The following is a 20,473-nucleotide window of genomic DNA, read 5'->3' as shown; positions in this document are numbered from 1 at the left end:
CGACCCGGAGCCGGGCCCCTCGCAGGACAGAATTTCGCGGGAATTTCCGACGAGGCCAAGAAGACGCGCCGCGATCGCCGAATTGGCGTAGCGATCGCGGGTTTCTTCTCGGCACAGTAAGGCATCGCCGCCTCGTCGACGGGAGACCCGCCATGACACTGCGCCTGGCCCCCGGCACCGCCTGGGCCGACGTCCTGTCCCGGGCCACCACCGTCACCCCCGAGGCGTTCACGGGCGACCGGCTGCGCAGCCACCTCGCCGGTGCCTGGGAGGACGCCGGGCAGCCGGCGGACCTGCACAGCCCGATCGACGGCAGCCGCCTGGCCGCGCGATCCCGGCTCGACGCGCGGAGCGCCGCCCTGGCCGTACGCGACGCCGCGGACCAGCACCACCGGTGGTCCGGGACCTGGCTGCCGGAGCGGCGCGCCCGGATACGCGCGGCCCTGGAGGAGCTCAGCGCCCAACGCGACCTGCTGGCCCTCCTGCAGGTGTGGGAGCTCGGGGTGCCCTGGCCACAGGCGTGCGCCGACGTGGACCGGGCGCTGGACGCGGTGCGCCGGTCCGTCGATCAGGTGGAGCACCAGCTCGGCGACCGCGATCCGCTGCCCGGCCCGGTGAGCAACCTGGCCTCCTGGCAGCACCCGATGAGCGTGCTCGTGCACGCCGAACTCGTCCAGCTGCTGGCCGGCAACGCGGTCATCGCGAAGATCCCGTCGCAGGGCGGCGCGGTAGGGCTCACGGTCGCGCACGCGATCATGGCCCGTGCCGGGCTGCCGGTCACCCTGCTGTCCGGCTGCGCCACCGAGCTGTCGCCCGTGCTCGTGCGTTCCCGCGAGATCGGGGCGGTCACGTCGATCGGCGCCCGCCCGGACGGCGGCGACCTCGCCGCCGCGCTGCTCGACTCCGGCCACCGGCACCTCGTCGAGCAGGACAGCGGCAACGCGTGGGGGATCTGGGAGTTCTCCCAGTGGGACCGGCTCATCGACCACCTGCGCACCGGTTTCGCGTACGGCAAGCAGCACGGCACCGCGTACCGGCGTTTCGTCGTGCAGCGCAAACTGGTCGACCGGTTCCTCGACGCGTACCTGCCGGTGCTCAAGGCGGTCCGGTTCGGTCACCCGCTGGCCGTGGCCGCCGACGGCGACCCGCTGCCCGACCTGGACTACGGCCCGCTGATCAGCGCGGCCACGGCCACCGAGCTGCGGCGCGACATCGACGAGGCAATCAGCGGCGGCGCCGTGCCGCTGCACCGTGGCTCGCCCGACGCGGGCCGATTCCTGGACGGGCAGGACACCAGCGCGTACGTGGCCCCGACCGCGCTGCTTGTCCGGTCCGGGCGGGCCGAACGGCGCCGGCACGCCGGACCGTTCGGCCCGGTCGACACCATCGTCGTGGCCGACACCGAGGACGAGCTGCTGGCCGAGCTGAGCCCCGTGGACGGCACCGACGGCACACCGGGCGCCAGCCTCGCGGTCGACGACGAGGAACTGGCCGGCAAGCTCGCCCGTGACCTGCGCTCGGTCCGGACCGGCCCCCGCATCCGGGCCGAGCGCGTGGCGCCGTTCGGTGGCCGCGACGCGTCGGGTACCGACCCGTTGGTGAGCGGTGACCGGCTGGTACGGGCCGTCACGGTCGGCCCCGGCGAGCAACGCCTGAACGGCAACGTCCCGGGCGGCAAGCACCATCCGAGTAACCCCTGAGGCCCGGCGGCCGGCGCAGCGTGTGGTCCGTGTCCCCCTGCACGCTGCGCCCGGTCGCCGTCTACTGCCCGCCGGCCGTCGCCGCTGAACCGGTTCTCAGCGGCAACCCTGTCGGGGCGGCAACCCTGTCGAGCGGGGCTCGCCCACCCGCTAGCATGGTCGCCATGCACAGCAGCTGCGTCCGTCGCGCGCGACGCCGGGTCCGCCCCGTCCGCCAGCGCTGACGCACGTCCTTCCGCCGGCGGGTCGACCCGCCGGCGTCACTGTCTGTGGCACGGATCGGCCCGCACTCCCTGCGTACCGTCAAAGGGGTCTGCCGATGAATCTCGAAGCTCTGCTCTCCGCCCGGCTCTCCGCCGCGTTCGCCGCCGTCGCCGGCGGCGACGTGGATCCGGCCGTCCGGCGTTCCCAGCACGCCGACTTCCAGTCCGGGGCGGCGCTGCCGCTGGCCCGGCGCCTGGGCCGGGCGCCGCGGGAGATCGCCGCCGAGGCGGTGGCCCGCGCCGACCTGGCGGGCGTCGCCGACGCGGAGGTCTCCGGACCCGGCTTCGTCAACCTCACCGTCGCCGACGAGCTGATCGCCGACCTGGCGAACGCGGTCGCGGCCGACCCGCGGCTCGGCGTGCCGGTCACCGGCAAGCCGGAGACGGTCGTGGTCGACTACTCCGCCCCCAACGTGGCGAAGGAGATGCACGTCGGCAACCTGCGGTCGACGGTCATCGGGGACGCCGCCGCGCGGTTGCTCGAATGGCAGGGGAACACCGTGATCCGGGCCAACCACCTCGGCGACTGGGGGACGCCGTTCGGCATGCTGATCGAGCATCTGGTCGATCTCGGCGACACGGGGGAGGGGTCGCTGGCCGACCTGACCGCGTTCTACCAGGCGGCGCGGGTGAAGTTCGACGCCGACCCGGAGTTCAAGCGGCGGGCCCAGCTGCGGGTGGTGGCCCTGCAGAGCGGCGATCCGCAGACGCTCGCGCTGTGGCGGCGGCTGGTCGATGCGTCGCAGCGGTACCTCCTCACGATCTACGACCTGCTCGGCGTGAGCCTGACCGCGGCCGACTTCGCGGGCGAGAGCAGCTACCACGACCAGCTCGACTCCGTCGTCGCCGAACTCGACGCCAAGGGGCTGCTGCGGGTCAGCGACGGCGCGCTGTGCGCCTTCCCGGCCGGCTTCACCGGCCGCGACGGCGAGCCGCTCCCGCTGATCGTGCGCAAGGGCGACGGCGGCTACGGGTACGCGGCCACCGACCTCGCCGCCCTGCGCCACCGGGTACGGACCCTCGGTGCGACCCGGATGCTGTACCTGGTCGGATCGCCGCAGCGGACGCATTTCCAGCTGGTGTTCGCGGTGGCCCGCGAGGCGGGCTGGCTGCCCGGCGGGGTGTCCGCAGAGCATGTCGAGTTCGGTTCGATCCTCGGCCCGGACGGCCGGATGCTGCGGACCCGGGCGGGCGGGACGGTGCAGCTGGCCGAGCTGCTCGACGAGGCCGTCCAGCGGGCCTGCGCGCTGGCCGCGGCGAAGACCCCGGACCTGGACCGGGCCGCGCTGGCCCGGGTGGGCCGGCAGGTCGGCACCGGCGCGATCAAGTACGCCGACCTCTGCACCGACCGGCGCTCGGACTACGTGTTCGACTGGGACCGGATGCTGGCCCTGACCGGCAACACCGGCCCCTACCTGCAATATGCGTACGCCCGGATCAGCTCGATCTTCCGGCGGGCCGGGGAGGACGCCGCACCCGGACCGGTGGCCGTCACCGAGGCGCCCGAGCGGGCCCTGGCGCTGGAGCTGATCGGCTTCGCGCCCGTGCTGGCCGAGGCCGGACGCACGCTCGACTTCCACCGGCTCACCGGCTACCTGTACGGGCTCGCCACCGCGTTCAGCGCGTTCTACGAGAAGTGCCCCGTGCTGTCCGCACCGCCCGCGGTACGGGCCAGCCGGCTGGCGTTGTGCGACCTGACCGCCCGGACCCTGCGGCAGGGCCTGGACCTGCTCGGCATCGCCACCCCGGACCGTCTCTGAGCGCCCGGCCCGACGGACCCGGCTGTCGCCACCCGGGGTGAGCCGGCACTCAACTCCGGGTGGCGCGCGCCGATAGTGAATGCATCACTGCGGAGGGATGCGGATGGTCAGGCTCCACGAACGGGTTCCCTCGGGCCACGCGGAGTCACCGGAGGTCACGGGGTCGCGGGAACTCTCAGCGCACGAGCGGCAGCTCGCCGAGCTGCTCCGGACGGCCCGTAAGGGTCTCGGGCTCAGTCTCGCGTTCCTGAGCCGGCTGGACGACACACACCAGCACATCGAGTTCATGGACTCCGAGCTGCCCCCGGCCGACCTCTCCCACGTCGAGGGCGGCGGCCGGACCCAGCCGCTGGAGACCACGTTCTGCAAGGCCATCATGGACGGCAAGCTGCCACCGGTGATCCCGGACATGCGGGTCTTCCCGGACGCCATGGAGTTCCCGCCGGCGCGCATCGCGCACGTCAGGAGCTTCGTATCCGTGCCCGTGGTGCTGAGCGACGGCTCCCTGTACGGCACGTTCTGTGCCGCCGGGTACGTCCCCAACAGCGACCTGACCGAGCGTGACCTGGCGCTGATGCACGTCCTGGCCCGGGCCGCCTCGGCGATCATCGAACCGTGCGTGCGGGACATGCAACGCCACGCGGAGATCGAGCGCCGGATCCTGCCCGTGATCGAGCGCGGTGGCCCGACCGTACTGTTGCAGCCCATCGTCGATCTCGCCACCCGGCGGCGCGTCGGTGCGGAGGCGCTCAGCCGCTTCCCGCAGGAGTGGCAGATGCCCCCTGACGCGTGCTTCGCGGACGCGCATGCGATCGGCCAGGGCCACCGACTCGAACTGCTGGCCCTGGGACGCGCGGCCGACCACCTGGCGCGGGTGTCCGGATACGTCGCGATGAACGTGTCGCCCGCGACGGTGCTCACCCGTGAGTGCAGCGACTTCCTGGCGCGGCTACCGCTGGACCGGATCGTCCTGGAACTGTCCGAACACGACAGGGTCGAGGACTACGACGCGCTCAAGGCCGTGCTGGCGCCGTTGCGCGCCCGTGGCATGCGCCTGGCCATCGACGATGTGGGTGCGGGGTTCTCGTCGCTGCGGCACATCGTGGTCACCGCCCCCGACGTCATCAAGCTCGACCGCAGCATCGTCGCTGGGATCGCCGGGAACACCGTGCTGGGCGTCGTCGACCACGCGCTCGTCGAACTCGCTGCGGCTACCGGCGCGCGCGTGGTGGCCGAGGGCGTGGAGACCGAGGCGGACGCCGCGGCGCTCGCCGGGCTCGGCGTGGATCTGGGGCAGGGCTGGCTCTTCGACCGCGCGACCACCCCGTCGCAGCTCCGCGACGACTACCGCCTCACCGCGGCGGCCTGAGGGCTTCTCGGCACCGCATCGTCACTTGGTCAGCTCGATCAGGGTGAACAGGATGATGAGCGCGAAGGGGATCCCCAGCCCGATGATCGTCATCGGCCGCATGAGCAGCCGGGGCCCGGGGTCCATGGGATGACGGCTCGGCCCGTACGGATTGGGCTGGGGTGCCGGAAGCGACGCGACCCGGCTGCGCTGGAACAGGTTCTGCAGCACCGTGGTCGGCGCGATGAGGAACGACAGGATCCCGTACCAGCCCTGCACGAGGGTGCGCGAGGTCATCGCCCGGAACGTGGCCAGGCCGCAGTCGCGGCAGAACGGGCCCGGCACGGACAGGAAGCGCATGAACACGATGAAGCCCTGGTGCCCGCGGAACGTCGCCGGGGCCGCGGGGAGGCTGCCACAGAACCGGCACACGTCGACGCCCGGAGGCGGCATGAATGTCGGCTGGGCATGCGGCGGCTGAGGGTACGACATCGAATCTCCTTGCAGGTGGCAGCGCGGAGACAGGCTACTGGGCGCCGGAGATCTGCGCTGCCCGCAAGATCACAATGCTGGACCACACGGCCCCTGACCTGCGTCATGCCGCCACGCGGGGCACTCTCGAACGTCGATGTCCGGGCGGTTAGGGTGCGGGAGGCGCTCACGAGGCGCCGTACCGATCCCCCGAAAGGCTCGTGAATGACCCTCCCCTCCGGCGTCTCGCGGCGCAGCATCCTAGCCGCCGCGGCCGCCTCCGCCGCCGCCCCGATCGTGGCGCCCACCAGCGCCCGGGCCGCGCCCCACCAGCCTGCCGCGAAGACCTACGACCTCACCGTGCTCGGTACCTCCGACACCCACGGCAACGTCTACAACTGGGACTACTACTCCGACCGGGAATTCGACGACAAGGCGCACAACGACGTCGGCGTGGCCAAGCTCGCCGCCCTGGTGAACCAGATCCGGGCGCAGCGCTGCGGCAGGGCCACCCTGGTGCTCGACGCGGGCGACACCATCCAGGGCACGCCGCTGGCCACGTACTACGCCAAGCAGGAACCGATCACCTCGACCGGCGAGAAGCACCCGATGTCGCGGGCCATGAACGTGCTGCGCTACGACGCGGTGACGCTCGGGAACCACGAGTTCAACTACGGGCTGCCGCTGCTGAACCTGTGGATCCGCCAGCTCGGCTTCCCGGCGCTGGCCGCGAACGCGGTGCACGCGGGCACCGACCGGCCGGCCTTCACCCCGTACGTGATCAAGAAGGTGTCGCTCGGTCCCGGCGCGCCCGTGCTGCGCGTGGGCATCCTCGGCCTGACCAACCCGGGCGTCGCCATCTGGGACCGGGGCAACGTGGACGGCAAGCTGGAGTTCCGTGACATGGTGGCCACGGCCGCGCGCTGGGTGCCGGTCATCCGCGCCCGCGGCGCCGACCTGGTCCTGGTCAGCGCGCACGGCGGCGACAGCGGCACCTCCAGCTACGGCCCCGAACTGCCCAACGAGAACCCGTGCGCGCTCATCGCGCAGCAGGTGCCGGGCATCGACGCGATCCTGTTCGGGCACGCCCACGCGGAGGTGCCGCAGCGATTCGTCACCAACGACGCCACCGGAGCGCAGGTGCTGCTGTCGGAGCCGTCGAAATGGGGCCAGCGGCTGACCCGGATGGACTTCACGCTGACCCGCGAGCGGGGCCGCTGGGTCGTCACCGAGAAGAAGGCGGCCACGCTCAACACCAACACGGTGGCCGAGGACCCGGACGTGCTCGCGGCGGTGCGGGCCCAGCATGCCAAGACTGTCGCGTACGTGAACCAGGTCGTCGCCACGTCCACGCAGGAGTTGTCGGCTGCCGAGTCGCGCTACCGGGACACCCCGATCCTCGACTTCATCACCAAGGTGCAGGCCGACACGGTCACCGCGGCGCTGGCCGGTTCCGAGTACGCGGGGCTGCCGGTCCTGTCGATCGCGGCGCCGTTCAGCCGGACCGCGGTCTTCCCGCAGGGCGAGGTGAAGATCAAGGACGTCGCCGGGCTGTACATCTACGACAACACGCTCGAGGCGGTCGTGCTCACCGGCGCGGAGGTGAGGGCGTACCTGGAGTACTCCGCGAAGTACTTCGTGACGCTGGACCCGCAGGCACCGGTGGATCCGGCGACGATCAGCGACCCGGCGGTGCCGGACTACAACTACGACATCCTGTCCGGCGTGGAGTACGACATCGACATCAGCCGGCCGGTGGGGGAGCGGATCACCCGGCTGCTGTTCGGTGGTGCCGAGGTGGCGGCCGACGCCCGCTTCGTCGTCGCGGTGAACAACTACCGCCGCAGTGGTGGTGGCAACTTCCCCGGCATCGTGAAGCCGCAGGTCTACAACGCCCAGCAGGAGATCCGTCAGCTGCTCATCGACTGGGCCCAGGCCAAGGGCCGGATCGATCCCGCGGACTTCTTCGTCGCCGATTGGCGGCTGGTGCGCGGGGGTGTGCCCGTCTTCTGACTCCTTCGGTGGGCGTGCCCGTGCGAGGTGCGCCCACCGGAGCCTCAGTGCCGCTTCATGACGGTCCAGTCGCCGTTCTCGTCCGCGGTCACCCGCAGTGGCTTGGCCTTCCCGTTGTCCAGCGTGAGCACGCATGCATAGTTGCGCAGGCCGTCGGCGTCGCGCTCGTCGAGTGCCTGGCACTTCGCCCCGGTCGCGGTCAGCTTCTGCGCCTTCTGGAGTTCGCCGTCGGTGACGATGTTCTCCTGGAGCTGCTTGAGCACCGCGCCCTCCCTGAATTCCAGGTACTTCGGCAGGATCAGCGCCTGGCCCACGGCCGCGGTGACGAGGGAGCCCAGCGCCAGCGAAATGCCGAAGGCGATCCAGTACGGTGCCACCCCCGCCCGGATGCGCCGTGCCGTCGCGGCACGGCGGCGTGCGGAGACGGCACCGAAGACGCCGAACAGCAGTGTCCACACCGCCACGGGCCACGCCGCCGGCGGCCGCGGCCGGCTTGCCGCCTCCAGCTCCTCCGGGTAACGGACCAGTGCCTGTCCGTGACGCAGGTGCGGCGCCTCCAGGTCCAACGCGCTCGGCGGAGCCGTCGGCGGCTGCGCCCACGGCGGCGCGGTCGGGTACTGCGGCTGCGGCAGCAGTGCCGGCGGAGAGTACGGGTCGGACGGTCGCGGGTAACCCGCGAAGTCCTGACCGTACGAAGCCTGCGTCGTCATGTGGGGGGCCTTTCGAGCAGTGGCCCGGTTGCACCAACCGCGCCAGTTCCCGCCCCATCGGCGCGACCCCGGCGGACTTGATCGCCGCCGTGTTCAAGTCTCGCTCTGGATCACCTCAGCGCCCGGTTGACCTTCGGCAAAGCGCAGGTCAGAGCACTCGTGGGCGCGTAGTCAGTCGGCCGTTGCGGCTTCCGCGCCCGCGCCGTTGCCCTCGCCACCGGCGGCCGGGGAGCTGGGCGGCGTCGTCGTGGCGGTCGCCGTCGGCGTGGTGGTCGTCGCCTGGGTCGTCGGGGTCGTCGTGGGGGTTTTCGTCGGCTCGGTGGTGGTCGACGGCGGCGCGGACGGCGTGGCCGACGCGGGGGTCGAGGCCGACGAGCTCTGATGCTGGGGGGTGCCGGCGGGCCGGTTGGGTGCGCGGGTCGGCTCGACCGTGCGCACCGGTTCGACCGGTTCGTCCGTTTCGCCGGAGTCCTTGCTGACGTCGACCGACGGCGGGTTCTGCGTACCGCCGTTGGTGTCCTTGCCGTTGTCGCCGAGCGAGGCGAACGCGATGGCGAAACCACCCACCACGGCGAACAGCCCCAGGAAGATCAGCAACCCGGCGAGCCGGCTGCGCTGGCCGAGGCTGCGCCCGGGCGGGTCGGCGACCGGTGCGCGGGGCACCGGCACGGTCCGCGGCGCGGCGGTGAGCTGTGTGCCGGTCAGCCGGGCCCCGGCCGGGCTGGCCATCCTGGTACCGGTCAGGTGGGCCGTGGTCATGCCGGTGCCGGTGAGCGAGCGCCAGTCCATCGGCCCGGCGGCCGCCAGTGCCGCGTCCGCGAACTCGGCCGCGCTGGCGAAGCGGTCGTCCGGCGACTTGGCCATGGCCCGGCTGATCAGGTGGCGCACCGGCAGGGGTACGTCGCCGGGCAGCGGCTCGGGCTCCTCCTCCAGGTGGCGCAGCGCCACCTGGAGCGCGTTGTCCCCGTCGAACGGCGGATGGCCGGCGATGCAGTGGTAGGCCACCGCGCCCAGCGCGTAGATGTCCGTGGCCGGGGTGACGTTGCCCTTGGCCACCTGCTCGGGGGCCATGTACAGGGCGGTGCCGACGATCGCGTTGAGGCCGGTGACGCTGGTGACCGCGTTGGACCGGGCCACCCCGAAGTCGACAAGGATGACGGTGCCGTTCGGCTTGACGATGAGATTGCCCGGCTTGACGTCGCGGTGCACCGTGCCGTTCAGGTGGGCGGCGTGCAGCGCGTCCGCGGCCTGGGCGACGATCGACATGGTCTCGGCGACCTCGAGCTGGCCCTGCTCCTTGAGCCGGGTGGACAGCGGCTCCCCGTCGACGTACGCCATCACCAGGTACGCGCACTGGGTCTCGTCGGCGGGGTCGCCCGCGCTGGCGTAGTCGTACACCTCGACGACACCGGGGTGGCGGAACGCCGCCATCATGCGGGCCTCACCGTAGAAGCGCGCGGCGAACTCCGGGTCGGAGATCATGTTCTGCCGCAACACCTTCACGGCGACGGTACGGCCGAGCACGATGTCCGTGCCGCGCCACACATCGCCCATGCCGCCGGTGGCGATGCGCTCGTCCAACCGGTAGCGGTTGTCCAGAAGGTGTCCCGAACTGAGCACCTGCGGACCTTATCTAATCGAGGCGGGCATGGGCTCCGACGTTGGGCCGGAGTAAATCGCGCTCAACTGTACCGAGCCTGCTCCACGGGCCGCTGTCCCGCAGCCGACGGTGTGGCGTGGCGCCACGCTCACGAGGTGGCTCTGAGCTGCAGCGCCCGCCCGTCCGGGTGGGTGAACACGAGCTGGTTGCCGGTGATGCGGTAGGACAGTGTTCCGCGCAACAGTGCCCGCACGGTGCGGTCCAGCGCGCGCCATTCCGCTCGGCAGTCCCGTTCGGAGGTCGTCAGATGACCAAAGGTGACTGTCGTGTCGCTGACCGTGACCGGCCCGTCGAGTGCGGCGCAGCCGGCCGAGCCCTTGACCCGCCCGGCCCCGAAGACCAGATAGGCCCGCGCGCCGGCCGGGAGCGAGGCGGCCGTGTCGCCCTCGACCACGCTCTCCACCGACCATCGCGGACCGGCCAGGGGCCGGTCGGGCTCGGCGGAGCGGATGTCGACCAGCCGCAGCCGGGCGGTGCCGGTGTCCAGCAGCAGGACGTCGCCGGTGAGCTGCCAGCGGGGACCCGCCTGGAGGAAGCCGGTCAGCCAGGCGTCCTGATCCATCAGCGCGGGGGAGCAGGCCATCATCGTGGCGCCGACGCCGGACACGACCAGCCGGTCGCCGTCGATGGTGACCGCGGCGTTGAGGTGGTTGCAGCCGGCCTCGGCGCTCAGCGTGTCCGGCCGGAACGTGAGCCGTACCCGGGTGCCCGGGACCAGCCGCCGAGCCTGGCTGTCGGCCGGGTCCGGCACGGAGACGAAGGTCCGCCCGGCGAGGGCCGGAGCGGGCTGGGCGGCGGCGTCGCCCTGGCCGCATCCCGCGATCGACATGATTGTCACGGCCGCAAGAAATCGCCACCATCGGATCGTCATGCCGGCTCCGACGGCATTTCTGCGCCGTACGTTCCCATGATCCCGCATTTTGTCGTACCCACGACGAAGGCCCGGCGCCATTGCCGGGACTCCGCCGTTCATCGGACGCGGATCACGCCGGTGACAATCCCTCGGCGTAGTCGTAGAGGCTCTTGATGTCGTCGTCGAAGTACGGCCCGTCCATTTGGTCGGGGTTGTCGTGGCGGTGGCTCACGACGCTGTTGGAGTATCCGAGACCTGTTTGATCGTTGTATTCCTGCAGCCAGGGTCCACCGCTGGAACCCTGCGTCATGTTGCACCAGGCCCGGACCTGCTGGTTGTGACCGTTCCACGTGGTGCCCTGGCAGAAGTACTGGACGTCGCCGGGGAAGCCGCCGGTTGCCGGGTAGCCGAGAATGGTCACCGCGACCTGGTAGCCCCAGTTCCACCGCAGCCCCATGCCGCCGACCGTGTCGACCACCTTGGCGTTGTAGATGCCGCCGTTGTTCATGATCGCAATGGCCATGTCTTCATCACTGTTGCTGCTGCTGACCCATGCCGTACGGGCGGTCAGGTTGCCGGCCACGAACCGGCCCACCGGCTCGGTGCCCTGCCGGAACCCCGGCACGAAGATGAAGTTCGAGTACCAGCCGCCGCCCGCACCGGCGTGCACACAGTGGCCCGCGGTGAGCACCAGGCGACGCTTCCCGCTGCTCAGCGCGCTGGCCGAGCACTGCCCCGTGCCGCCGGGCACCGTCACGTACACCTTGCCCACGACGATGGACTGGTTCAGCGCGCTCAGGCCCCGACTCGGGTGGATGGGGACGATGCTGCCGGGCTTGCCCTGCGGCGCGGCGGGGCTCGGCCCGGTGGCGTCCGGGGCCCTGAGGTCCAGATCCACGGCGGCGGCCATCCGTGCCGGGGTCCAGTACGCCTCCACCGCCGCGACGGCGGCCGGGCTGGTGACGGCGCGGCCGTCGGCCGTCCGGGCGACAGTGCTGACGTTGCCGGACGCCACGGTGGACGGCTGGGCCCCGGCCACCGTGCCCCCGCTCAGCGTCAGCGCCAGGGCGATCGCCGCGACGGACGCCGATCTGATGATTGATCTCATACGGAATTCCCCTTTCCGTAGACGACTTCGGTTCACGAATCTAATTGATCGTTCTCAATGTTTATGTCGGCCGAGCGACTCGCCGCGGCGGTGGCTCATGCATTTGTTCACAGGATTCGGCGTTACCAGGCGATCCGCTCCGGCAAATGTGAACAGGCGGACGGCGCACCCGGTGCGGTACGCGCAAAGGAAGAAATGCACAAGTCTCGACATCAGGCGGGCGGAACTGAACGGATCCTCTCGCCGTCCGGGAATCCGGCGTCTAGCGGAAGGTCACCCGTCCGGGTGTCGTGACGATCCGTTGTGACCCAGATCACTCTGGGTAATTGGGTGGACGTCGCTCGATAAGCTGGGCGTGTTTCATATGGGGCGCACAGCCGCCTGTCAGGTTCGCGGACTAGCCTTTCGGGCAGTTTCACCGGAGCCCAGCGGGGGACGATAAGCGCGCCCCCCGGCGACGGGCCGCGGTAGGCGTAGCAATACGCTGCGTCGCGGTCCGCGCACAGAGGAGACGCTCGGGGCATCCCGGGCGGGTGGAGGTAGTGCCGTGACGCTGTCGATAATGACGTCGACGCTGGCCACAGGCGCGGTGGAGATCTCGCCGATCGGCGAGATCGACGTCGAGAACGCCTATGAGATCCGGGAAGCCGTGGCCGCTCGGCTCGACGCCGACAGGCCCGGCCGGATCGAGCTCAACATGCAAGGTGTCACGTTCATCGACTCCACCGGCATCAGCGCCCTCGTGGCGGCCTTCCAACTGGCCCGGATCGGCGGCACCCAGCTCGTGGTGACCCAGCCGAGCCGGTTCGCGCACCGGCAGCTCTGGGTGGCCGGGCTGCTGGGACTGTTCGGCACCCCGCAACCGCACGACGGCCCCGACGAGGCGGCCGAGCAGCCCGCGGTGTCCGGCGCCTGAGCGCCGCCACCGTCCTCCCCGACGGCACGCAGCGCCACCCTCATCCCGACCGCGCGCAGCGCCGCTCTCAGAGGTGCGCGGGCACGGCGAAGTGGACGCCCTCCAGCTGGAGCCGGACATCCAGGGCCTCGCCGGGGGCGCGCAGCGGAGTCACCACCGCGTACGCGTCGGCGAGGGCCGCCAGGTCGGTGCCCTCCTCCAGGGGCTCGTCGGCCGCCTGCACGGCCGTACGGATATAGCCCTCACCCGCCTCGGCGATGCTCATCTGCACCTGGCCGAACCGGGCCAGTGCGGCGCGACGGATGCCCCGGATGCCGTCGGGATGCAGGTCGGGCACGTTGAGGTTGAGCACCGTGCCGGGCGGGGTGTGCACGAGCGTGGGCAGCAGCTGCACGGCCAGGTCGGCCGCGGTGCTCCAGTGGCGCCGCTCGTCGTCGCCGCGGTCCATCGCGGCGCCCCCGCTGATCGTGGTGGCGGCGGCGGGGGTGAGCACGTCGAGCGACACCGCGAGACCGTGCAGTCCGGCGTGGGAGGCCGTCAACGTCGCACCGACCGTGCCGGAGTGCACGACGGCAGCGCCCGCGTTGGCGCCCCGGTTGATGCCGGACAGCACGATGGCCGGCGGCGGTCCGAAGGCCTCCCGCAGGGCCAGCAGCACGATGAACGCGGGTGACGCGGCCACGGCGTACGCGGTCACGTTGGTGGTGCCGGGCAGTTCGCGGGGCTGCACCACGATCTTGCCGTCCTGCTCGACGGCGGTCATGGCGGCGCTGCTGCCGCTGGCCTCGGTGAGCGGGGCAGCCACCACGACGTCGTGTCCGGCACCGGCGACCGCCCGCGCGAGCCAGCGCAGCCCGGGTGCGTCGATGCCGTCGTCGTTGGTGACCAGGATTCTGGGCTTGGTCATGCGGGCGCCCGGGTGTGGAGGGGCACGGGCGCATTCATGCCCCCAAGTGTCACCGATGCGCCGGTGACGCGTGGCGGATCGGCGAAGTTGGCCTCAGTAGGACTCAGCGCTGAGGTCCTGCACCGCACCGGCCAGTTCGGGGTGCGTACGCAGCAGGTCCTCCAGTCGGACCCGCCAACGGCCCAGCTCGATGTCGGCCGCCCGGCGGTCGCCGCCGCTCGTGGCCGCTGCGGTCAGCAGGCGTTCCCGGGTGTCGGCGAGTTCGCCGTAGAGGTCGTCGCCGAGGCGGCTGACCACCCGGCCGGCGAACGTGCTGTACTCCGGTCCGCCCGCGGCGCGGACGAACGCCTGTGCCCCCTCCCACGCGACGCGGGGTTGGTGGATCACGGTCTGAGCCATGGTTTCCCTCCGCTCTTGCATAGCCACGAAGTGTAGGGAGATCGCGGGTGGCGATCCGGCCGTCGGCCGAGCCGGTGACGGTTGTGACGATCGTGCACGCTGACCTGTGATGATCGCCATAGTTGTTCACCAATCGGCTGGGGCGCATGTGCCGCCGGTCGCGGGCTCGACCTGCAGCGTCGCGTGCTCGATCGCGAAATCCTCGTGCAGGGCGTGCCGGGCCGTGGCCAGCACGGCACCCAGTTCGGCGGACGGCTCCAGCTGCAGGTGGGCGGAGGCCACCTCCATGCCCGAGGTCAGGGTCCACAGGTGTAGGTCGTGCACGCCGCAGACGCCCGGCACGGCCGCCAGTCGCTGCCGGACCACCGCCACGTCCAGATGCGCGGGCGCGGCCTGCACGAGGATGCGGATCGCGGTGCGGGCCAGCCCGAAGGTGCGGGGCAGGATCATCAGGGCCACCGCGACCGCGACGATGGGATCCGCGTACGACCAGCCGGTGAGCGCGATGATCACGGCGGCGACGATCACCCCGGCGGAGCCGAGCAGGTCGCCGATCACCTCCAGGTACGCCCCGCGTACGTTGATGCTCTCTCGCGCCCCCGCCCGCAGCAGTGCGAACGCGACCAGGTTGACCACCAGCCCGGCGGTGGCGACGATCAGCATCGGCGCGGCGGGTACGGGCGGCGGCTCGGTGAACCGGCGGACCCCTTCGATCAGCACGTAGCCCGCGACGCCGGTGAGCAGCACCGCGTTGGCCAGCGCGGCCAGCACTTCGAGCCGGTACAGCCCGAACGTGCGCTGTGAGTGCGTGCCCGCCCGCGCGGCGGCGGTGATCGCGGCCAGCGCCATGGCGATGCCGAGCACGTCGGTGAACATGTGACCGGCGTCGGAGAGCAGTGCCAGCGAGCCGGTGCCGATGGCCACCGCGGCTTCCACGAGCATGAACGCGGCCAGCAGGGCCGCGGCCCACCACAGCCGAGCACGGTGGCGCGCGCCGGCGCGCAGTGCCTGGCCTCCGTGGTCGTGCCCGGCTCCCATCTGATCCACCTTTCCGGCGCGGCGTCGCGCCCCGGTCAATGTATGTTCACATTGCTATGTGTGCAAGTTGCGAGTCGGTAGCTGATTGCGGTATCAGCGAGAGGAATGTTCTATTTGTCGGGAAGGAAACTCCGTGTCCGGACGTACTCTCGCGATTGTCGCGCTGGCCGCCGTCGGCGTCACCGCCCTCGCCCCGCCCGCCTCGGCCCACCCCGCGGCCGCCCCCGACCGGACCGCCGCCCTGCCCGCCCGGTCCACGATCCCCGCTGGGCCGATCTTCGCCGGGCCCATCGTGCTGCGGCTGCCGGACGGCTTCGCACCCGAGGGCATCGCCATCGGCGCCGCCGCCTACGCCTACTTCGGGTCCCGCGTCGACGGTGACATCTACCGGGTGAACCTGCGCACGGGGCGCGGCCGGACCATCAGCCAGGGCCCCGGCACCCCGTCACTCGGCATGAAGCTCGACGCGCGGGGTCGCCTGTTCGTCGCCGGGGGCACCGGCGGCGACGCCCGTGTCCTCGATGCCGCGAACGGCCGCGTGCTGCGGTCGTACCCGTTGCGGCACGGCCCGGCGTTCATCAACGACGTCGTGCTCGCGGGCGGCTCCGCGTGGTTCACCGACTCCGTCAACCCTGTGCTGTTCCGGCTGCCGCTCGGCGGCTACGGCGAACTGCCCGCGTCCGCGACCGCCGTGCCGCTGAGCGGGGACATCCGGTGGGACCCGGCCAGCTTCAACGCCAACGGCATCACGGCCACTCCGGACGGCCGCGGGCTGATCATCGTACAGTCGGGCCCGGGACTGCTCTTCCGGGTGAGCCACGACGGGGTGACCCGGCGGATCGACCTCGGCGGCGAGAGCGTGCCCAACGGCGACGGCCTGTGGCTGCGCGGCCGCACCCTCTACGTCGTACAGAACCAGCTCAACCGGATTGCCAAGATCAAGCTGGACCGCCGGGCCACGAGGGGCACCGTGCTGTCGCGCACCACGGACCCGCGCTTCGACGTGCCCACCACCATCGCCGAGTTCGGCAACCGGTTCTACCTGCCCAACGCCCGGTTCACCACGCCGCAGCGGCCGGACACGGCGTACACCGCGGTGGCCGTGCCGCGGCCCTGATCACGGATGCCAGGCCTGGTCCGTCCCGATCGTGGTCAGGCGCTGGGTGGCGCGGGACAGCGCCACGTACAGGGTGCGGACGCCGGCGCGGTCCACCGCGATCTCGCCGGGCTCCACCAGCACGACCGCGTCGTACTCCATGCCCTTGGCCTCCAGCGCGGTGACCACCTGGACGCGCTCCGGCAGCCCGGCGACCCACTCGGCGACGTCGTCGTGGCGCGGCACCGGGGTGATCACCCCGACCGTGCCCTCGACCTCGACGAGCTGCTTCTCGGCGGCCTCGCGCACCGCCGCGGGCAGCACGCCGGCGTCCACCACGACGTCGACCGGCTCGACGCCGGTGCTGCGCACGGCCGAGGGCAGCGGCGTGTCCGGCATGATCGCGCGGATCACCGACGCGGCCACCGCGAAGATCTCCGACGAGTTGCGGTAGTTGGTGGTCAGCGCGTACGTGCGGCGGGCACGGGAACCGAGTGCCCGGTCCCGGGCCCGGTCCAGTTCCGCGGGGTCACCCGCCCACGCCGTCTGGGCCGGGTCGCCGACGATCGTCCAGGACGCGTACTGGCCCCGGCGGCCGATCATCCGCCACTGCATCGGCGAGACGTCCTGCGACTCGTCCACCACCACGTGGGCGTAGTCCCGGTAGTCGTCGTCGCGCCGGATCTGCTGGGCGCGGGCCGCGGCCTGCCGGTCGGCGTACGTGCTGACCTCGCGCACCCCGTCCCGTACGTGGAACGGGTCCCGGCTGCGCTTCTGCGGCTGCCGGGGGCGGCCCATCAGCTCGTCCAGCTCGTCGAGCAGCGCCACGTCCGCGATCGTCGGGCCCTGCTCGGCCAGCGCGTCGAACGAGCCCTGCAGCATCCGGATCTCCGCGTGCGACAGCACCCCTTCGCCGTACGCCCGCAGCCGCTCCGGATCGGCCAGCCAGCGCAGCACCCGCATCGGGGTGAACCGCGGCCACCACGCCTTCAGGAACGCGCGGAAGTCCTGGCGGTCGGCCAGCTCCGACTCGAAGTCCGCGCGCTCCGGCAGGCTGCGCAGGTGGGCGCGGGCCTGCGTCCAGAGCGCGGCGAACACCCCGTCGAAGCCGGCGCCCCGGACCTCGTTGCGGCGCGCACCCCTGGGCAGCGCCCGGCGCCGGATCCGGTCGAGTTCGGCCGCGTCCAGGCGCAGCAGCGTGCCCCGGTACAGCAGCCGCAGCTCGGTGGGCCCGCCCGGCACGGCGTCGTGCGAGGCGCGTTCGAGCACCTTGCGCATCTTCAGCGAGCCCTTCACCGCGGCCACCGCGGTCGGGTCGACCCGGCTCGCGTCGTAGCCCACCATCATCGAACCCAGCGACCGCAGCGTCGCGGTGTCCTCACCCAGCGACGGCAGCACGGTCGCGATGTAGTCCACGAAGACCCCGGACGGGCCGACCACCAGGATGCCGCCGCCCGCGAACCGGTTGCGGTCGGAATACAACAGGTACGCCGCGCGGTGCAGCGCCACCGCGGTCTTGCCGGTACCCGGGCCCCCGGTGACCACCGTGACGCCGGCGGCGGGGGAGCGGATCGCCTCGTCCTGCTCGCGCTGGATCGTCGCGACGATGTCACGCATCCCCCGGCCGGTGGCCCGCGACAGGCTGGCCAGCAGCGCCCCGTCGCCGACCACCCGCATGTCCGGCGGGGCGGCCTCGGGGTCCAGCAGGTCGTCCTCGATGCCGGTGACCCGCTCGCCACGGGACTGGATCATCCGCCGCCGTACCACGCCGAGCGGCTCGGCGGCCGTGGCCCGGTAGAACGCGGCCGCCGCGGGGGCCCGCCAGTCGACCACCAGCGGGCGCGACTGCTCGTCACGGATGCCCATCCGGCCCACGTGGTGCACCGCGCCGGTGGCCAGGTCGAGGCGGCCGAAGACCAGGCCCTCGTACTCGGTGTCGAGGGCGTGCCGGCGCCGGGCCGCGTGGAAGACCATCGCGTCGCGTTCGACCAGTGCTCCGAACGTGCCCACGCCGGCGAGCTGGTAGCCCTCCTTCTCGGCGCGGGACGCGTCCCGGCGCAACTCGACGAGCCGGGCGTAGACCCGGTCGACATGCTGCTGCTCGGCGGCGATCTCCTGTTGCAGGACGGTGGCGTCGGTCAAGGTGGTCAGGCTCCTGGAAGAACGCGGTCGGCGACACGGTGCCACCTGTACGGGCGCCAGGGGGCAATCGAACTTACTCCTGTCGGGGCGCCGGCGTCGACGTCGGCACGCCCGGGTGACAGCACTGTCGCCCTCAACGTACGTTCCGTTAGATCTTGGCAGCTCAGGCCCGTCGCCGCCGCCGGATCCGAAGGACGACCAGCCCGGCCACGACGCCGAGCGCGATCGCGACGGCGCCCGCCGCGGCGACCCGGCCCGGCGTCAGCCACCGCGTGCTCGGCGGGCCGGGATCACCCAGGGGGTTGACAGAGGCCGACGAGGTCGCCGCCACCGCGGCCGCCGCGTCGACCGCCCCGAAGCCGTAGGTGCCGTCGCGGCCCGGCTGCCCGCGGTCGACTGCGGTACGCAGGATCCGGTCGATGACCGTCGGCGCGTTCGCCCGCGGGTCCCTGGCGCGGACCAACGCCACCACGCCGGTCACCAGCGCCGCCGCGGCCTCGTCGGCGCCGAGGGTGATCTGGGGGCCGTAGCCGTCGGCGCCCGCCGCCGGGTCGAGCGTGACGATCTCGCCGTCGGCGGGCGTGCCCACGGGGCCCGCGCCGGGCGCGCGTACCGTCACCCGGCCCTCGGGCGCGTCACCCTCCGAGACCTTCCCGGCCCGGTCCAGCCCACCGGCGAGGATGACGCCGGTGCGCTGCTCGGGCGGCAGCTGGATGCCGTCCTCCAGGGCCATGACCACGACGACGTCGTGCGCCAGCGCGTAGCGGATGCCCTCGATGGGCGAGCCGAGCCGCGCGAACGTGCCCAGCCTGAGGTCGATGACGTCGGCGCCGGAGTCGACCAGCCAGCGCATGCATTCCTCGGTGTCCTCGCCCGCTCCCGGGCAGATGACCGGTTGCACAGTCGCGGCGGGCGCCACGCCGAGCAGCCCCGATCCGCCGCGGGCGACCATGAGGCCCATCTCGGCGGTCGCCACCGGGTCGTCCATCGGATAGTCGTGTGGCGCGGCCACCACGCCGCCCAGCAGGCCGCCCTTGCGGCGCATCACCGGCAGCACCCGGCCATCCAGGTCGGGGTGGGTGGCGGGCAGCGCGTTGGTGAGCAGGCCGATGGTGACCCCGCGGCCCAGGGACAGCCGCTGCGCGTCGGGCACGCGCAGCGCGTCCAGGTACCACTGCCGGTCGCGCGGTGGCGCGGCCAGGGCCGGGGAACCCGCGGGCAGCACGGCCGCGCCGAGCGCCAGGACCAGCGCGGCGACCGCCGGCACGGCCCGCCACCGGCCCGACCGGGTCATCGGGTGACCATCTGCGGCCACGAGTCGCCCAGCTCGCCCATCACCTTCTTCGCGTCGACCATCTTGTTGATCACCGTCGTGACGTGTTCGAGCGCCTTCTCCAGCGCCTCGTACATCGCCGAGACGGCGATCTGCACGAGTTCGCCGCCCTTGCCGATGGCCTCCAGCGCGCCCGCGATGGTCGCCGCGTCGACGACGGCAGCGGCCAGCGCCCCGCCGATGTCGAACAGCGGCTTGAACATGGACAGGATGTAGAGGGCGTTCGCCGCGGCGAGATCGGAGAGCCACGTCGCGGTGTCGGCGGCCGCGCCGGCGAGGCCGTCCACGGCCTTGACCTGGATCGGCACCCGCTGGTCGTAGGCCTGCTTCGCCGGTCCCGACCAGTTGTTCAGGTTGACGATGTACTGCGCGGCGGTGTCCGACATCCCGGCCACCGGCGCCTGCACCTTCTCCAGCCAGTCGAACGCCCGGGTGATCAGGGAGATGACCGGGACGGCCTCGTCGAGGACCTTTTTGACCACGGCGAGGACCTTCTCGACCTCGGTCCTGAGGCGCTGCATCGCGTCGCGCACCTTGTCGCCGTACATGTCGGAGACGAACATGCCGCCCAGGCCGCCGATCCAGCTCCAGTCGTCCATCCGCGACAGCGTGCCGTTGACCGTGTCGATCAGCCGGATCAGTTCGTCGCTGACCTTGGCGTGGGCCTGCTTGACCTGGTCCGTGGACTGCTGCAGCTGCTGCTGCGACGCAGTGACCTGGGTCCGGTCCGGGGCGGGCGGTGGCGTCACCGGGGTG

Annotated in this window: 17 protein-coding genes; 6 read left to right on the top strand and 11 right to left on the bottom strand. The window is 72.1% G+C overall.

The features are described 5' to 3' along the window. Window positions 1-152 precede the first annotated feature (152 nt). From ACMCNN_RS22400 to ACMCNN_RS22390, 3 genes are all read left to right on the top strand, one after another. A complete protein-coding gene (locus ACMCNN_RS22400; RefSeq protein WP_412742478.1) occupies window positions 153-1,700 on the top strand; it encodes an aldehyde dehydrogenase family protein in 1,548 nt (515 codons plus the stop codon). A 319-nt stretch (window positions 1,701-2,019) separates the two neighbouring features. Then, entirely contained in the window at window positions 2,020-3,723 is a 1,704-nt protein-coding gene (gene argS, locus ACMCNN_RS22395; RefSeq protein WP_412742477.1) for an arginine--tRNA ligase, read from the top strand. Window positions 3,724-3,826: 103 nt separating this feature from the next. Continuing rightward, a complete protein-coding gene (locus tag ACMCNN_RS22390; RefSeq protein ID WP_412742476.1) occupies window positions 3,827-5,092 on the top strand; it encodes an EAL domain-containing protein in 1,266 nt (421 codons plus the stop codon). 21 nt (window positions 5,093-5,113) lie between these two features. Here the strand turns inward: ACMCNN_RS22390 and ACMCNN_RS22385 are convergent, their stop codons facing one another. Beyond that, window positions 5,114-5,563, bottom strand: coding sequence for a hypothetical protein (locus ACMCNN_RS22385; RefSeq protein ID WP_412742475.1), 450 nt, complete (start codon window positions 5,561-5,563; stop codon window positions 5,114-5,116). A 204-nt stretch (window positions 5,564-5,767) separates the two neighbouring features. Here ACMCNN_RS22385 and ACMCNN_RS22380 point away from each other — a divergent pair, with 204 nt between their 5' ends. Further along, entirely contained in the window at window positions 5,768-7,555 is a 1,788-nt protein-coding gene (locus ACMCNN_RS22380; protein WP_412742474.1) for a bifunctional metallophosphatase/5'-nucleotidase, read from the top strand. A 44-nt stretch (window positions 7,556-7,599) separates the two neighbouring features. Here ACMCNN_RS22380 and ACMCNN_RS22375 read toward each other — a convergent pair whose 3' ends face one another. From ACMCNN_RS22375 to ACMCNN_RS22360, 4 genes are all read right to left on the bottom strand, one after another. Continuing rightward, window positions 7,600-8,265: a hypothetical protein gene (locus ACMCNN_RS22375; RefSeq protein WP_412742473.1), complete on the bottom strand. Its 666-nt coding sequence runs from the start codon at window positions 8,263-8,265 to the stop codon at window positions 7,600-7,602. A gap of 171 nt (window positions 8,266-8,436) precedes the next feature. Next, complete coding sequence (locus ACMCNN_RS22370; RefSeq protein ID WP_412742472.1) at window positions 8,437-9,885, bottom strand: serine/threonine-protein kinase; 1,449 nt, start codon at window positions 9,883-9,885, stop codon at window positions 8,437-8,439. A gap of 128 nt (window positions 9,886-10,013) precedes the next feature. Beyond that, window positions 10,014-10,754 carry an META domain-containing protein gene (locus ACMCNN_RS22365; RefSeq protein WP_412747243.1) on the bottom strand — a complete coding sequence of 247 codons (741 nt, stop codon included), beginning with the start codon at window positions 10,752-10,754 and terminating at the stop codon, window positions 10,014-10,016. A 154-nt stretch (window positions 10,755-10,908) separates the two neighbouring features. Continuing rightward, the gene (locus ACMCNN_RS22360; RefSeq protein ID WP_412742471.1) at window positions 10,909-11,886 is read right to left on the bottom strand and encodes a hypothetical protein; all 978 of its coding nucleotides are present in this window, start codon (window positions 11,884-11,886) and stop codon (window positions 10,909-10,911) included. Between the two features lie 547 nt (window positions 11,887-12,433). On the opposite strand from ACMCNN_RS22360, the gene ACMCNN_RS22355 reads away from it, so the two are divergent. Then, window positions 12,434-12,802, top strand: coding sequence for an STAS domain-containing protein (locus ACMCNN_RS22355; RefSeq protein WP_412742470.1), 369 nt, complete (start codon window positions 12,434-12,436; stop codon window positions 12,800-12,802). 67 nt (window positions 12,803-12,869) lie between these two features. Here ACMCNN_RS22355 and surE read toward each other — a convergent pair whose 3' ends face one another. The 3 genes from surE to ACMCNN_RS22340 form a co-directional block, all read right to left on the bottom strand. Further along, window positions 12,870-13,709: a 5'/3'-nucleotidase SurE gene (gene surE, locus ACMCNN_RS22350; RefSeq protein ID WP_412742469.1), complete on the bottom strand. Its 840-nt coding sequence runs from the start codon at window positions 13,707-13,709 to the stop codon at window positions 12,870-12,872. A 93-nt stretch (window positions 13,710-13,802) separates the two neighbouring features. Beyond that, entirely contained in the window at window positions 13,803-14,108 is a 306-nt protein-coding gene (locus tag ACMCNN_RS22345) for a hypothetical protein (protein WP_412742468.1), read from the bottom strand. Window positions 14,109-14,234: 126 nt separating this feature from the next. Further along, the gene (locus ACMCNN_RS22340) at window positions 14,235-15,146 is read right to left on the bottom strand and encodes a cation diffusion facilitator family transporter (RefSeq protein WP_412742467.1); all 912 of its coding nucleotides are present in this window, start codon (window positions 15,144-15,146) and stop codon (window positions 14,235-14,237) included. Between the two features lie 133 nt (window positions 15,147-15,279). On the opposite strand from ACMCNN_RS22340, the gene ACMCNN_RS22335 reads away from it, so the two are divergent. Continuing rightward, window positions 15,280-16,263 (top strand): superoxide dismutase, encoded by a 984-nt coding sequence (locus ACMCNN_RS22335; RefSeq protein ID WP_412742466.1) that lies wholly within the window; start codon window positions 15,280-15,282, stop codon window positions 16,261-16,263. On the opposite strand, the gene ACMCNN_RS22330 is transcribed toward ACMCNN_RS22335, so the two are convergent. The 3 genes from ACMCNN_RS22330 to ACMCNN_RS22320 form a co-directional block, all read right to left on the bottom strand. Continuing rightward, window positions 16,264-18,384, bottom strand: coding sequence for a HelD family protein (locus ACMCNN_RS22330; protein ID WP_412742465.1), 2,121 nt, complete (start codon window positions 18,382-18,384; stop codon window positions 16,264-16,266). 163 nt (window positions 18,385-18,547) lie between these two features. Next, window positions 18,548-19,678: a S8 family serine peptidase gene (locus ACMCNN_RS22325; protein WP_412742464.1), complete on the bottom strand. Its 1,131-nt coding sequence runs from the start codon at window positions 19,676-19,678 to the stop codon at window positions 18,548-18,550. Next, complete coding sequence (locus ACMCNN_RS22320) at window positions 19,675-20,466, bottom strand: hypothetical protein (RefSeq protein ID WP_412742463.1); 792 nt, start codon at window positions 20,464-20,466, stop codon at window positions 19,675-19,677. The genes ACMCNN_RS22325 and ACMCNN_RS22320 overlap by 4 nt, the downstream gene beginning before the upstream one ends. Window positions 20,467-20,473 lie beyond the last annotated feature (7 nt).

Source organism: Krasilnikovia sp. MM14-A1004 (genome assembly GCF_047159485.1).
Classification (GTDB): Bacteria; Actinomycetota; Actinomycetes; order Mycobacteriales; family Micromonosporaceae; genus Actinoplanes.
Note: the sequence above shows the minus strand (reverse complement) of the source record. Positions and strands in the feature narration are given on the sequence as shown.

What these genes read in the sequence shown, in the direction of transcription:
- ACMCNN_RS22360 (WP_412742471.1), bottom strand. Translation starts at nt 11,886, where the DNA reads ATGAGATCAATCATCAGATCGGCGTCCGTCGCGGCGATCGCCCTGGCG.
- ACMCNN_RS22380 (WP_412742474.1), top strand. Translation starts at nt 5,768, where the DNA reads ATGACCCTCCCCTCCGGCGTCTCGCGGCGCAGCATCCTAGCCGCCGCG.
- ACMCNN_RS22365 (WP_412747243.1), bottom strand. Translation starts at nt 10,754, where the DNA reads ATGTCGATCGCGGGATGCGGCCAGGGCGACGCCGCCGCCCAGCCCGCT.
- argS (WP_412742477.1), top strand. Translation starts at nt 2,020, where the DNA reads ATGAATCTCGAAGCTCTGCTCTCCGCCCGGCTCTCCGCCGCGTTCGCC.
- ACMCNN_RS22375 (WP_412742473.1), bottom strand. Translation starts at nt 8,265, where the DNA reads ATGACGACGCAGGCTTCGTACGGTCAGGACTTCGCGGGTTACCCGCGA.
- ACMCNN_RS22345 (WP_412742468.1), bottom strand. Translation starts at nt 14,108, where the DNA reads ATGGCTCAGACCGTGATCCACCAACCCCGCGTCGCGTGGGAGGGGGCA.
- ACMCNN_RS22325 (WP_412742464.1), bottom strand. Translation starts at nt 19,678, where the DNA reads ATGACCCGGTCGGGCCGGTGGCGGGCCGTGCCGGCGGTCGCCGCGCTG.
- ACMCNN_RS22400 (WP_412742478.1), top strand. Translation starts at nt 153, where the DNA reads ATGACACTGCGCCTGGCCCCCGGCACCGCCTGGGCCGACGTCCTGTCC.
- ACMCNN_RS22390 (WP_412742476.1), top strand. Translation starts at nt 3,827, where the DNA reads ATGGTCAGGCTCCACGAACGGGTTCCCTCGGGCCACGCGGAGTCACCG.
- ACMCNN_RS22385 (WP_412742475.1), bottom strand. Translation starts at nt 5,563, where the DNA reads ATGTCGTACCCTCAGCCGCCGCATGCCCAGCCGACATTCATGCCGCCT.
- surE (WP_412742469.1), bottom strand. Translation starts at nt 13,709, where the DNA reads ATGACCAAGCCCAGAATCCTGGTCACCAACGACGACGGCATCGACGCA.
- ACMCNN_RS22340 (WP_412742467.1), bottom strand. Translation starts at nt 15,146, where the DNA reads ATGGGAGCCGGGCACGACCACGGAGGCCAGGCACTGCGCGCCGGCGCG.